Here is a 13,133-nt window from a genome sequence, read left to right on the forward strand (position 1 = left end):
ATGCTCTCCCCCCTGTTGTTGAGCATTGATCAGGGCACCACCAGTTCCCGCGCCGCCGTCTACACCCTCGAAGGCCAGCGTCTGATGAGCCGTTCGGCGGTGCTCGAGAGCCGCTACCCGGCCGATGGCTGGGTGGAGCAATCGGCTGAGGCGATCTGGCTCAGTCAGCTGGAGGCCCTGCGCCTGCTGGAGGAGGCCCTGAGCCCCGAGCAGCGCCGAGCCGTGGTGGCCTGCGGCATCGCCAACCAGCGCGAAACCACGGTGCTCTGGCGGCGCGACAGCGGCGAACCACTGGCTCCCGCGATCGTCTGGCAGGACGGCCGCACGGCGGCCCTCTGCGCCGAATGGAAGCTGGCCGGGCTGGAGCCCCTGATCCGGGCCCGCACGGGCCTGCTGGTGGATCCCTATTTCAGTGCCAGCAAGATTGTCTGGTTGCTGCGGGAGCAGCCGGCTGTCGCTGCGGCGGCCGCGGCCGGTCAGCTCTGCTTCGGCACGGTCGACAGCTGGCTGCTGCACAACCTCAGCGCCGATCGTCGTCACGCCACCGAGTGCAGCAACGCCAGCCGCACCCTGCTGATGGACCTGGAGCAGCTGCGCTGGGACCCCGAACTGTGCGCGGCCCTCGGGGTGCCCCCCGCGGCGCTGCCGGACCTGCTGCCCAGTGCGGGCACCTTCGGCACCATCGCTGCGGGCTTGCCGTTTGCGGGGGTGCCGATCAGCGCCATGCTGGGCGACCAGCAGGCGGCCACCCTCGGCCAGGGCTGCCTCACCGCCGGGGAAGGCAAGTGCACCTACGGCAGCGGCGCCTTCCTGGTGATCAACACCGGCTCCACGATCCACCGCTCCAACGGGGGCCTGCTGAGCACGGTGGGCTGGAGTGATGCCGCCGGCCAGGCCACCTACTGCCTGGAGGGCAGCCTGTTCAACGCTGGCACCGCGATCCAGTGGTTGCGCGATGGGCTTGGGCTGATCGAGCGCTCCGAGCAGGTGAATGAGCTGGCGGCGCGTTGCGACAGCAGTGGCGGGGTGATGCTGGTGCCCGCCTTCACGGGCTGGGGCACGCCCCACTGGGATCCGGAGGCCCGGGGCCTGCTGATCGGCCTCACCCGCGACAGCGGACCGGCCCAGATCGCCAGGGCGGCCCTGGAGGGAATTGCCCTGGCGGTGGCCACCCTGGTGGAGCTGGCCGAGGAGGCCCGTGGCGAGCCCCTGCTGGAGCTGGCGGCCGATGGCGGAGCGGCGGCGTCTGATCTGCTGCTGCAGGCCCAGGCCGATGCCACGGGGCTGCCGGTGCTGCGCCGCGCCGACCTGGAGAGCACCAGCCGCGGGGTGGCCCTGCTGGCCGGTGTGCAGGCGGGCGTGCTGCCCGATCTGGCCTGCTGGTCGCGGCGGGCGGCTGAGCCTGAACCCCAGCGCTTCTCGCCCGCCAACGATGCCGCATCGCGGCAGCGTTGGCGGGCCCGCTGGCACTCGGCCGTGGAGCGCAGCCTGCACTGGCACGGCCAGCCCGCCAGTGTGGGCGCAACGGAGGCGAACTGATGAGCGTGGATCTGCTCGTGATCGGCGCCGGAGCCACCGGCGCCACCATCGCCATGGAGGCGGCACGACGGGGCCTGAGCGTGGCCCTGGTGGAGGCGAGCGACATCGCCAGCGGCACCAGCAGCCGCAGCACCAAATTGCTGCACGGAGGGGTTCGCTACCTGGAGCTGGCCTTTCGCCGCCTCGACTGGCGCCAGCTGCAGCTGGTGCGTGAAGCCCTGGCTGAGCGTGGCCACTGGCTGGAGGCGGTGCCGTTCCTGGCGCGGCGGCTGGAGTTGCTGCTGCCCAGTGCCGGCCCGCTGCAGCAGGCCTATTACGGCCTCGGCCTGGCGGTCTACGACCTGCTGGCGGGACGCCGCGGCATCGGCTCCAGCCGCTGGCTGTGCCGCGAAGCGGTGCAGCAACTGCTGCCGAAGCTCAAGGCCGGTCAGCTGGGCGTGGCCTACGGCGATGGCCAGTTCGATGACGCGCGCCTGAATCTGCTGATCGTGCGCACCGCCGCCCGCCTCGGGGCCCAGGTGATGACGCGCACCGAGGTGGTGGAGCTGCTGCACCGGGGCGATCGGCTCAGCGGCGCCGTGCTTTTCGACCAGGCCACGGGCGAGCGGCGCCGGCTGGAGGCCCGGGTGGTGCTCAATGCCACGGGCATCGGCGCCGATCGCCTCCGTCAGCTGGCTCAGCCCGGTCTGCCGCCCAGCCTGCAGGTGAGCCGTGGGGTGCATCTGGTGCTGGCTGCCGATCTCTGCCCGGGGGGGACCGGCTTGCTGATTCCCTCCACCGACGATGGCCGGGTGCTGTTCGTGCTGCCCTTTCACGGCCGCACCCTGGTGGGCACCACCGACACCCCCTGCCCAGCCGGCGAGTCACAGCAGCCCAGTGAAGCGGAGGAGGCCTATCTGCTCGACCATGTGCGCCGCTGGTTCCCAGCCCATGGGGAGCCGGAGGTGAGCAGCCGCTGGGCCGGTGGCCGGCCTCTCCTGCTGGAGGATGGCAACGCCAGCGCAGCCGGCACCGCCACGGTGGTGCGGGAACACCAGGTGGAAACCCTTCCCTGCGGGCTGATCAGCGTGATGGGCGGCAAGTGGACCACCTGCCGCCCGATGGCCTTCGATGGACTGGAGGCCGTGGCCCAGCAGCTGGGGAGCCCCCTGCCGGCTCCATCGCCTGAGGCCGCGGCCGTGCCGATCCATGGATCGGCGGAGAGCGGCGTGGCCACCAGCGCTGGGCTTGAGCGGCTGCGCCGGGAGCTGCCCGAGCGTCTCCCCAGCGGTGATCACGGCCTGCTGGAGCACCTGCTGGCGGCCCATGGCCTGGAGGTGGAGGCGGTGCTGGCCTGTGCGGCCAGCCCGGCCGAGCTGGAACCCCTCAGTGCGGTGATTCCTCTCACCGCCGCCGAAGTGCGCCACAGCGTGCGTCACGAGTGGGCCCGCAGTGCCGATGACCTGCTGGCCCGGCGTTGCCGCCTGGCCTTCGTGGACAGCGCCGAGGCCGAGCGCCTCAGGCCTGTGGTGCAGGCCCTGCTGGATCAGGAGTTGGCCTCGCTGAGGTCCTCGCCCACCAGCCACCAGAAGAATCCGTAGGCGGGCAGGTACACGAACCAGGCGTCGCTGGCGGGGGGGAATTCGCAACCCCAGAGGGTGTCGCGCATGCGGCTCCCTTGCCACTGGCCCAGATCGAGGCGGCTGGAGGCGCCGGTGGCCGCCAGATTCGCCGCCACCACCACGGTCATCCCTGGGCTGTGGCGGGCGTAACAGAGAACGCTGGGATGGGCACTCTCCAACAGCTCGAACGTGCCCTGGCGCAGGGCCGGCAGCAGCCGCCGACTGGTGAGCATGCGGTGGTGCCAGTTGAGCAGTGAACCAGACAGCTGCTGCTGCACCTCCACGTTCACCATCCGGTAGTCGTAGCCGGGGGAGGTGATCGGCGGCAGCACCAGCAAGGGGTCGGGAGCCGTGGAGAAGCCACCGTTGCGTTCTCTTGTCCAGGCCATCGGCGTGCGGTTGGCATCCCGGTCGCGCAGGCCCGGCCAGTCGCCCATGCCCAGTTCATCGCCGTAATAGAGACAGGGCAGGCCCGGCAGGCTGTAGAGCAATCCGTGCAGCAGGGTGTTCGGCCGTGGGTCGCCGTTGAGCAGGGGAGCCAGGCGGCGGTTGATGCCCCAGTTCAACCAGTGCTCCCTGGCCTCGGGGAAACCGGCCATCACCGCCTGCACCACCTCGTCGCTCACCAGGTGACCATCCCCCAGCCAGAGCTCGTCGTGGTTGCGCAGCGGCAGGGCCCAGCGGCAGCCGGGCACCATCTCCTGGGCGTGCTGGAGGCAGTCGCGCAGGTTGTCGCAGCGACCCTGGGCCACGGCGGCAAACAGCTGGGCGGTGAGGGCGAAATCGAAGGCGGCATGCAGCTCGTCATCCGCCAGGTAGGGCGCCGACTCCTGCACCGGCTGGATGGCCTCGGCGATCAGCAGCAGGTCACGGCCGGAGCTGTCCACCCGCGCCCGCACGCGCTTGAGGAAGGCATGGGTTTCGGGCAGGCCCTCACAGCGGGTGCCTTCGCGCTCATGCAGGAAGGGCACCGCATCGAGGCGGAAGCCATCGACGCCGCGCTCCACCCAGAAGTCGACCACCTCCAGCATCGCCTCGACAACGGCGGGGTTGTCGTAGTTGAGATCGGGTTGGTGGTGCAGAAAGCGGTGCAGGTAGTACTGATTGGCCACCGAATCCCAATGCCAGTTGGAGGATTCGAAGTGACGGAACAGCACCGGGGCCTCCGGATAGCCGCTGTCGTCGTCGCGCCACACGTAGAAGTCTCGCTCGCTGCTGCCGGCGGGCGACCAGCGGGCCCGCTGAAACCAGGGATGCAGCACGCTGGTGTGGTTGAGCACCAGGTCGAGCAGCACCCTGATGCCGTGCTCATGGGCCCGGTCCAGCAGGCGGGCCAGATCGTCGAGATTACCGAGATCAGGGTGAATCGCGGTGAAATCGGTGATGTCGTAGCCGCCATCTCTCAGCGGTGAGGGATAGATCGGTGTCAGCCAGATGGCATCGATTCCCAGCCATTGCAGGTAGGGGAGCTGGCTGGTGATCCCATTGAGATCACCGATTCCATCGCCGTTGGCATCGGCGAAGGTGCGCGGCATCAACTGGTAGATGACGCAGCCTCTCCACCAGTGGTCGTTCTCAAGTGTCATCGATGAACGGGCTCCCTACAGAGACCGCAGGGCGCCAAGTTGTTGTTCGGCCCAGTGCTGAACGGTGAATTCATCCACGGACTGGGTCATCGAGGCCATCCGCCGCACCTGCTCTTCCTCGGGCATGTCAAGGGCATCGCTGATGGCCCGGTCCATGCTGCGGTGGGAGTAGGGATTGGTGAGTACCGCGTCTTCCAGTTCCACCGAAGCGCCGGTGAATTCCGAGAGCACCAGCACGCCGCCCAGCCCCTGGCGCGCCGCCACATATTCCTTGGCCACCAGGTTGAGGCCGTCCCGCAGCGGTGTGATCCAGCAGACGTCGGCCTGGCTGAACCAGCCCACCAGCTCCTCGTAGGACGTGCGGCGGGTGGAGAGGCGGACAGGCGTCCAGTCGATGCGGCCGAAGCGGCCGTTGATGCGACCCACGATTTCCTCCACCGAACGCTGGATGTCTTCGTAGATGCGCATGCCGCTGGCGGCCGCCACACAGCCCAGGAACAGCTCAACTCCTCCATGCCAGCGCGGCTGCTGCTCCAGCAGCCGCTCATAGGCCAGCAGCATCTCTTCGTTTCCTTTGGTGTAATCGACCCTGGAGGCGGAGAGGATCAGCTTGCGGCCCTCGTGCTGCTCGGCGATTGTTTTGGCCATGGCCTGCACTTCCGGGGTGAGCACCAGCTCGCGGATCAGCTCAGGGGAGGTGCCCACCGGAGAGGCCTGGATATGAACCCTGCGGCCGTTGTGATCAATCCAGGGCACCACATTGGGTTCGGAGAGGGCACTGCCATGGCGGCGGAATTTCTGCGCCACCGCAACGGGATCGGCCCCTTCGGCTCCGCGCAGGTTGATGGCGCTGCGGGCGAAGTTATTGGCGTAGGAGGGGATGTGAAAACCCACCAGGTCGCAGCTCAGCAGGCTGTCGAGGATTTCGTCACGCCAGGGCAGGATGCTGAAGACGTCGCTGGAGGGGAACGGCGTGTGGTGGAAGAAGGCGATGCGCACATCCTGGCGATGTTTGCGGATCAAAGCCGGGGTGAGCCAGAGGTTGTAATCGTGAATCCAGATGGTGGCACCGGGGGCTGCTTCCTCGCAGGCGGCGCGGGCAAACGAGCGATTCACCTCCTCAAAGGTGGCCCAATCGGAATTGTCGACACTGAACAACCCTGGGAAGTTATGCAGGATTGGCCAGAACGACTCTTTGGAAGTGACGTGATAAAAGCTGGTGATCTGCTCGGGGGTGAGGGGAAGCCGCCTGAGGGTGAATGGGGTGGGCGATGTGAGGCTCACCCGCTCATCGGCATTGGCGGCGCAGTCGGCGTCCTCCCGCCAGGAGATCCAGGTGCCCGAACGCTCCTGCAGAAACAAATTGCGAAGGGTTGGGATAACACCGTTGGGGCTTTTCTGGTCAACCCACTGACGGTTGCCCTCACTGTCGAAGGTTTCTTCGTAGGGAGAACGGTGATAGACAAGAACAAATTTGCTTGTTCCAGGTTGAAGTGATTCGGGAGGTCCGACCTGGCTCTCGCTGGAGTTGTTGCTGATGGCTGAAGGGTTGCTCAAGGACGTAATTTCAGCAGCCTCGGGATTTTGTTGTAGATCTTGCGCCACGGTTTCTCCACTCTCTCGGTTGAACCATTCTATACTCCCTATGGCTGGGTCGCTTTGCTATCACAAGCTCAACCCCCCAAGCCCTGTCACAAAGCTGAGCGCTCTCCCCTCCGGCACTGGCCAAATCCGCCGGTTGTGTGCAGATTGCATCAGGTCAGCCTTGCGACCTCCCGTGCCACGAGTGTTCCCTGTGCAGCGACAACCGTCCCTCGTTCAGTTGGTCTTGCCGTTGTGGCGCTTCCCTGCGGGCCGTTGGCTGCTGCCGGCCGGCCTGGCCCTGCTGGCGGGCCTTGGGCCTGCGGCCACGGCCCGGGCTGAAGGGGTCGTCGATCGGGTCGCCCGCAGTGGCGAACTGGTGATGGTGGGCGACCCCGATCAGGCGCCGATGCTCTCGGTTGATGCCAAGGGTCAACCGGTGGGCTACGCGGTGGAGGTGGCCAACCGCATCGCGGCCGAGCTGGCCGCGGCGGTGGGCCGGCCGGTGCGCCTGCGCTTCGAGGCGGTGGCCGACCCCGCCGATCTGGGTCAGCGCCTGGAGGGCGGCAAAGCCGATCTCGCCTGCGGTGTGCCCTTCACCTGGGCACGAGACATCACCCTCGACTATTCCTTGCCCTTCGGGCTCTCCGGCCTGCGGCTGCTGGCGCCTGCCGGCCGTCTGGATGGATCGCCCCAGTCGCTGGCCGGCCGCCGCATCGGTGTGGTCAGCGACTCCCTCGGCGCCACGGAGCTGAAGGGCATCCAGCCAGCCGCCCGGCCCGTGGGCTTTGCCGATCTGCCCCAGGCTGTGGCCGCCCTGCGGGCCGGGCAGCTGGATGGGGTGATCGGTGACAGTGCCCGTCTGGCCTCCCTGGCCGCCACCCGCCAGGGAGGCCCCGTGCTGGCGCAGACCCCTGCGCAGCCCTACGAGAGCTATGCCCTGGCCTGCCTGGTGCCCGAGAACGACTCCACCTTCCGCAACCTGGTGAATCTGGCGGTCGCCAGGCTGCTGCAGGGCTATCTCGATGGCGAGCCCGAGGCGGTGAGCTCCGTCGATCGCTGGGTGGGGCCAGGCAGTGTGCTCAACCGCACGCCGGATCAGATCCGCAACTATTTCGATGCGGTGCTGCTGGGGGTGGAGGCTCTGCGGCCCCTGCCGGCACAGGCGGGTGCGGCCCCCAGCAGCCCCAGCGCCCCTTAGGCCAGCTCCGGTGGCCCGATCCGCCCCGCGCCCGGTCATTCCCTTCCCTCTCCTCCCGCCCCCGCCCTGCTCCGATGGCCCTCTTCACCCGTTCCCGGCTCTTCGGCATCCTGCTGATCGCAGCCTCACTGCCCATGGACCCAGGGGTCGGGCGGGCCCTGGCCGCCTCAGGGTCGGCTCCGCCCGCCTCGCAGCAGCCGGAGCCGGCCCCGGCCGATGCGATCGAGGCACGGCTGCGCCGCATCGCCGCCGCCGTGCGCGACCAGCAGGGAGACGAGGCTGACCTGGATGAGCTCTCGGCTGACGGCCCGCAGGCCCGGGTGTTCGTCAACGGGCCCAGGATCGGCTTCGGCAATGGTGGCTTCCGCAACGGCGGCTTCCACAACGGCGGCTTCCGCAATGGCGGCTTCTATAACGGCGGCTTCCGCAATGGCGGCTTCGGCAATGGCGGCTTCCGCAACGGCGGCTGGCGTAATTACTGGTGAGCGAGTCCCCCACTGTTCTGGCCGGCCCGCTGCGGCTGCTGGTGGTGCAGCCCACACCCTTCTGCAACCTCGACTGCGACTACTGCTATCTGCCCAGCCGCGACGACCGCAGCCGGCTGCCGCTGGAGATCCTCGATGCCGCCCTGGAGCGGGTGCTTGAGAGTCCGTTCTTCAACGGGGGTTTCACCCTGCTCTGGCATGCGGGTGAACCGCTCACCATGCCGATCGCCTTTTACGACGCGGCCACCGAGCGCATCCGCCTGGCTCTGGAGCGCCACGGCCTGCCGCCCACCACGATCGTGCAATCGCTGCAGACCAATGCGGTGGTGATCGATGACGCCTGGTGCGACTGCTTCGAGCGCAACGACATCCACGTGGGCGTGAGCATGGATGGAACCGAGGAGCTGCACGACGCCCACCGCCGCACCCGCACGGGCCTGCCCACCCATGGGGCGGTGATGCGCGGCATCGCGGCTCTGCAGCGCCGGGGCATTCCCTTCGAGGTGATCTGCGTGCTCACCGCCGATGCCCTCGATCAGGCCGATGCCCTCTACGACTTCTTCACGGCCCACGGCATCGGCGACGTGGGCTTCAACATGGAGGAAACCGAGGGGGAGAACCTGCGCTCCACCCTGGAGCGCCCCGATGGCGAGCGCCGCTACAGCGCCTTCATGGAGCGGTTCTGGCAGCGGCAGCGGGCCGAGCCGGGCCGCTTGAACCTGCGCGAGTTCGATGGCATCACCAGCCTGGCCTGCGGCGAGGGCCGGATGGAGAGCACCGACATGAACACCCCCTTCGCGATCGTGAACGTGGATGCCAAGGGCAATTTCACCAGCTTCGATCCGGAGTTGCTGGCGGTGGCCACCGCCGACTACGGCGATTTCATCTTCGGCAACGTGCTTCAGGGCAGCCTTGAGGCCTCGATGCACACCGACAAGTTCCAGCGGGTGTGGCGCGAGATCGAGGCCGGCGTAGACCTCTGCCGCCGCGACTGCGCCTACTTCGGCCTCTGCGGGGGTGGAGCGGGCAGCAACAAGTACTGGGAGCACGGCCGCTTCGACTGCAGCGTCACCGAGGCCTGCCGCTATCGCATCCAGCTGGTGGCCGACGTGGTGCTCGCCGGCATGGAGCAGGAGCTGGGGCTGAGCGCCTGAGGGATGATCGAACCCGGATCCCTCCCCTCCCCCGGCAGTCCGGCCGCACCCCCCAGCCATGCTTCGCATCGCCCATGCCCTCGACGCCCAACTGCGCGCGGCCTTGGAGCGGGCCTTCCCCGAGCAGGTGGCGGCGGCGCAGGCGGCCGCTGCCCCTCTCGATCCGCAGCTGGCGCCGGCCAGCCAGCCGGAATTCGGTGATTTCCAGGCCAACGGTGCCCTCTCCCTGGCCCGGCGGCTGAAGCAGGCGCCCCGGGCCATCGCCGGCGCGATCGTGGAGCAGCTGGCCGCTGATGCGGCGTTTGCCGATCTGTGCGAGCCCGCCCAGATCGCAGGACCGGGCTTCATCAACCTCACCCTGCGCCCCCAACAGCTGGCGGCGGAGCTGCGCAGCCGCCTGGGGACTGCGCGCCTGGGGGTGCCGGAAGTGAGCGCCGCTGCGACCGGTGCCGCGCCAGAGGCTGCAGGCGCGCCTGTGATCGTGGATTTCTCCAGCCCCAACATCGCCAAGGAGATGCACGTGGGGCACCTGCGCTCCACGATCATCGGCGACGCCCTGGCGCGGGTGCTGGAGTTCCGCGGCCACCCGGTGCTGCGCCTCAACCACGTGGGCGACTGGGGCACCCAGTTCGGCATGCTGATCACCCATCTCAAGCAGGTGGCTCCCGAGGCGCTCACCACCGCCGATGCGGTGGACCTGGGGGATCTGGTGGCCTTCTACCGCCAGGCCAAGGCCCGCTTCGATGCCGATGAGGCCTTCCAGACCACCTCCCGCGAGGAGGTGGTGAAGCTGCAGAGCGGCGATCCGGTCAGCCGCCGGGCCTGGCTGCTGCTGTGCGAACAGTCACGGCGCGAATTCCAGCAGATCTACGATCGCCTCGACATCCGCTTGAGCGAGCGGGGTGAGTCGTTCTACAACCCCCACCTGGAGCAGGTGGTGAGCGATCTCGACGCCACCGGGTTGCTGGTCACCGATGCCGGCGCCCAGTGTGTGTTCCTCGAGGGGGTGAGCGGCAAGGACGGCCAGCCGCTGCCGCTGATCGTGCGCAAGAGCGATGGCGGCTTCAACTACGCCACCACGGATCTGGCGGCCCTGCGCTACCGCTTTGGGGCGCCACCCGAGGGGGATGGCGCCCGCCGGCTGATCTACGTGACCGATGCGGGCCAGGCCAGCCACTTTGCCGCCGTGTTTCAGGTGGCGCGCCGCGCCGGCTGGGTGCCCGAGGGCGGCCGGCTGGAGCATGTGCCCTTCGGTCTGGTGCAGGGGGACGACGGCAAGAAGCTCAAGACCCGCTCCGGCGACACAGTGCGGCTCAAGGATTTACTGGATGAGGCGGTGGAGCGCTCCGAAGCCGATCTGCGCCGCCGTCTGGCGGAGGAAGAGCGCCAGGAGGAGGAGGCGTTCATCACCCATGTGGCCACCACCGTGGGTCTGGCGGCGGTGAAGTACGCCGACCTGAGCACCAACCGGAACACCAACTACCAGTTCAGCTTTGATCGCATGCTGGCCCTCTCCGGCAACACGGCCCCCTACCTGCTCTATGCCCTGGTGCGGATCGCCGGCATCGCCCGCAAGGGCGGCGTGGGTGCGGCAGCCGGAGAGGCGGCCGGAGTGTTCCCGGATCCCCTGGTGTTCAGCGAAGCGCAGGAATGGGCCCTGGCGCGCCAGCTGCTGGCGCTGGATACGGTGATTGCCGAGGTGGAGGAGGAACTGTTGCCCAACCGGCTCTGCTCCTATCTCTTCGAGCTCTCCCAGGTGTTCAACCGCTTCTACGACCAGGTGCCGGTGCTCAAGGCCGAAGAACCGGCCCGCGGCTCCCGCCTGGCCCTCTGCCGCCTCACTGCCGACACGCTGCGGCTGGGGTTGGGACTGCTGGGCATCCCGACGCTGGAGCGGATGTGAGCGGGTGAGGGCGCGTCGGCATCACCGCACTGACGCTCAGATCCCAGACAAGCGCATGGACCCTGGAGGCATGCACCGCTGGCGACAGAAAACCAGGCACGTCCATTCCCAGAGACGATCCTGAGGGTCGTCTCTGGACTGGCTCCGCGGTCTTTGGGGATCCAATATCAGACAACTTCAACGACTGACGACGTCTCCATGGAGGTGCTGTCAACGCTGGCCATCAGGGAGTTGCGTTTGCGGCTCCGCTACATGGACTTGTTGATCAGGTTTGGCTCACTGCACCAGCTCAATCTCGCTCGGCCGCCATGTCTTGTCGATCCACGGCTCCAGTGGCCCATACATGCGCAGAATCGCGAACCAGCTCTTGCCTGGAAGGGTCTGCAACCAGTTGCTTTCCTTGCCAGCCGGTGCCTTGGGTGCGAAGTAGACGTGGTAGGAGCCGTCGGGGTTCTTCTGGAATCCCTGGCTCTGGCTGCCGACGGATGGGAATGGCTGGCTGGTCTGCAGCATCGAACGGGTCTGCGTGTCGTAGATCGTGACCGCCCAGAAGTTGTTCACAGGCACATTGGCGGGCAGGTGCAGTTTGTAGGTCTTCGAGCCATCGAAGGCCCTCTTCTCGGAATCCTTGAAGGCGATGGCGTAATCAGAGCCGGCTCCTGGATGCGTAACGGCCATGGCGGGCGTCACACCCGTGTAGCCGAAATAGAAGCTGGTGCGGGCATCCAGGTTGCGTGCGCCGTCGGTTTCAAAAAATACGTTCTTGTTGGCGAAACCCATCACCCAGGAACTGTCGCTGTCGGGATAGAGGAAATAGCCCTTCTCACGCGGGCTGTACAGCGCGGCCCGGGCCGTGGCATCGCCGATGGCCGCTGCTTCCATCAGCAGACGCTTCATCCTCGGGTTTGGATTGAACGGTGTGCCTTTGACGATGCCGATCGCTGCAAGGGACCCTCTGGACTCTCTGCCTAAGGCGTCGATGGGTTCTCTCTGGATGATCCTGTTGAGAGCTTCGAAGTAGCTGAAGTCGCTGGGGGCGATTGTGTTGTAGCTCTTGCCGGTGATGTTCATGAATTCGGTGGCAGGCGGGTTGCTGGCCAACTTCAGCGGGTACACCTTCAGGTTTTCTTTGATGTTCTTCAATGCCGGCTCCAGGCCACCGGCAATCGAGCCGCGCATGAAGAACCAGTTGATGTAGGTGGGTGGCTTCAGCACGAAGTAGCCGTCGGGCACGGCGCCGGTATAGCCCGGTGGAAGCACGAGATACTTCCCGCCCTTGCCCTTGTCCGGGCCCGCGACTCCGAAATCACCGACGTAGCGCATCCAGGCGTCGTCAAGCATGCCGAGCATGCCGGGCGGAACTTCCACCACCGTCGGCCCGTAGGCCTGCAGGTCCAGATGACCGATGGAGTACATCGCAGGATTACCACCGCAGCGGTTAGCAGGACTCTCAACGCTCCGAATCGTTGTTTCATCGCATTTGCTCTTGTAGGGCGGCTGGATTCTGTGATATACAACATACAGGATATAATTTCAGTCTAGCATGTACGAAGCTGGCGTTTACCATCGCTTGGCCGCTAAGAATTGAACTGAAGTCTGCTTCACGGCTCATTCATCTTCCACTGGCGGCTCAGATGAATAGAGATTTTAGGCGGTAAGCAAGGGAAAGACCACAGCACCTGCAGCAGAGATGTTCAGCTCTTGACTAGCTGAGCCACAATCGCGTTGGTGCTCGTTAACCGCATATCAGCTGTCTGCATCCTCCGCCAAGCCATCTCTTCAGCAATCGGATTGGAGGAACCGCAGGCATCACATGCGACCTTGACTTCAAAACCCTCACTCAACGCGCTGATCGCCTCTGCGACCATGGACACATCTGTCGTTTCACCCGCCATTGCCAGATGCTTCTTGCCGGCTGTGCGGCAGGCCCCCCCCTGCACTTCTAGGGAAGCTCTGGACAACGAGGGTTCAAGGAGCGCGCCTGGCCTTGATTGTCTCTGGTAACCATTTTGATCGCTGATCGAGCGTAGATCAGCTCGGTTTCACTGATTTGGATGCTGAATTTCGCTCATTTGGGGTAGCG

General features: G+C 66.7%; 10 protein-coding genes. 6 read left to right on the forward strand and 4 right to left on the reverse strand.

Annotation, left to right across the window (positions count from 1 at the left end):
- Both KQ304_RS08300 and KQ304_RS08305 read left to right on the forward strand, forming a co-directional pair.
- Entirely contained in the window at positions 1-1,539 is a 1,539-nt protein-coding gene (locus KQ304_RS08300) for a glycerol kinase GlpK (RefSeq protein ID WP_259736633.1), read from the forward strand.
- Complete coding sequence (locus KQ304_RS08305; RefSeq protein WP_259736634.1) at positions 1,539-3,119, forward strand: glycerol-3-phosphate dehydrogenase/oxidase; 1,581 nt, start codon at positions 1,539-1,541, stop codon at positions 3,117-3,119. The genes KQ304_RS08300 and KQ304_RS08305 overlap by 1 nt, the downstream gene beginning before the upstream one ends.
- On the opposite strand, the gene KQ304_RS08310 is transcribed toward KQ304_RS08305, so the two are convergent.
- Both KQ304_RS08310 and ggpS read right to left on the reverse strand, forming a co-directional pair.
- Positions 3,065-4,726 (reverse strand): alpha-amylase family protein, encoded by a 1,662-nt coding sequence (locus tag KQ304_RS08310; protein ID WP_259736635.1) that lies wholly within the window; start codon positions 4,724-4,726, stop codon positions 3,065-3,067. The two genes, KQ304_RS08305 and KQ304_RS08310, sit on opposite strands and share 55 nt — an antisense overlap.
- A gap of 15 nt (positions 4,727-4,741) precedes the next feature.
- Positions 4,742-6,265, reverse strand: coding sequence for a glucosylglycerol-phosphate synthase (gene ggpS / locus KQ304_RS08315; protein WP_259736647.1), 1,524 nt, complete (start codon positions 6,263-6,265; stop codon positions 4,742-4,744).
- A gap of 295 nt (positions 6,266-6,560) precedes the next feature.
- Between ggpS and grrP the strand changes: the two genes are divergently transcribed.
- From grrP to argS, 4 genes are all read left to right on the forward strand, one after another.
- Positions 6,561-7,508 (forward strand): extracellular substrate binding-like orphan protein GrrP, encoded by a 948-nt coding sequence (gene grrP, locus KQ304_RS08320; protein WP_259736636.1) that lies wholly within the window; start codon positions 6,561-6,563, stop codon positions 7,506-7,508.
- A 74-nt stretch (positions 7,509-7,582) separates the two neighbouring features.
- Positions 7,583-7,993 carry a GrrA/OscA1 family cyclophane-containing rSAM-modified RiPP gene (gene grrA / locus KQ304_RS08325; protein ID WP_259736637.1) on the forward strand — a complete coding sequence of 137 codons (411 nt, stop codon included), beginning with the start codon at positions 7,583-7,585 and terminating at the stop codon, positions 7,991-7,993.
- Complete coding sequence (grrM, locus tag KQ304_RS08330) at positions 7,990-9,147, forward strand: cyclophane-forming radical SAM/SPASM peptide maturase GrrM/OscB (protein ID WP_259736638.1); 1,158 nt, start codon at positions 7,990-7,992, stop codon at positions 9,145-9,147. The genes grrA and grrM overlap by 4 nt, the downstream gene beginning before the upstream one ends.
- 58 nt (positions 9,148-9,205) lie before the next feature.
- Entirely contained in the window at positions 9,206-11,050 is a 1,845-nt protein-coding gene (argS, locus tag KQ304_RS08335; RefSeq protein WP_259736639.1) for an arginine--tRNA ligase, read from the forward strand.
- A 276-nt stretch (positions 11,051-11,326) separates the two neighbouring features.
- Here the strand turns inward: argS and KQ304_RS08340 are convergent, their stop codons facing one another.
- Together KQ304_RS08340 and KQ304_RS08345 are read right to left on the reverse strand one after the other, a co-directional pair.
- Positions 11,327-12,466, reverse strand: coding sequence for a DUF1254 domain-containing protein (locus KQ304_RS08340; RefSeq protein ID WP_259736640.1), 1,140 nt, complete (start codon positions 12,464-12,466; stop codon positions 11,327-11,329).
- Between the two features lie 278 nt (positions 12,467-12,744).
- Positions 12,745-13,011: an isochorismatase family protein gene (locus tag KQ304_RS08345; protein WP_259736641.1), complete on the reverse strand. Its 267-nt coding sequence runs from the start codon at positions 13,009-13,011 to the stop codon at positions 12,745-12,747.
- Between the last annotated feature and the right edge of the window lie 122 nt (positions 13,012-13,133).

Origin of the sequence: Synechococcus sp. CS-1329, assembly GCF_025128055.1 — a bacterium.
GTDB lineage: Bacteria > Cyanobacteriota > Cyanobacteriia > PCC-6307 > Cyanobiaceae > Regnicoccus_A.

Excerpts from the sequence above, each read along its gene's own strand:
- KQ304_RS08300 (WP_259736633.1), top strand. The coding sequence starts at position 1 with ATGCTCTCCCCCCTGTTGTTGAGCATTGATCAGGGCACCACCAGTTCC.
- KQ304_RS08305 (WP_259736634.1), top strand. The coding sequence starts at position 1,539 with ATGAGCGTGGATCTGCTCGTGATCGGCGCCGGAGCCACCGGCGCCACC.
- KQ304_RS08310 (WP_259736635.1), bottom strand. The coding sequence starts at position 4,726 with ATGACACTTGAGAACGACCACTGGTGGAGAGGCTGCGTCATCTACCAG.
- grrA (WP_259736637.1), top strand. The coding sequence starts at position 7,583 with ATGGCCCTCTTCACCCGTTCCCGGCTCTTCGGCATCCTGCTGATCGCA.
- argS (WP_259736639.1), top strand. The coding sequence starts at position 9,206 with ATGCTTCGCATCGCCCATGCCCTCGACGCCCAACTGCGCGCGGCCTTG.
- KQ304_RS08340 (WP_259736640.1), bottom strand. The coding sequence starts at position 12,466 with ATGTACTCCATCGGTCATCTGGACCTGCAGGCCTACGGGCCGACGGTG.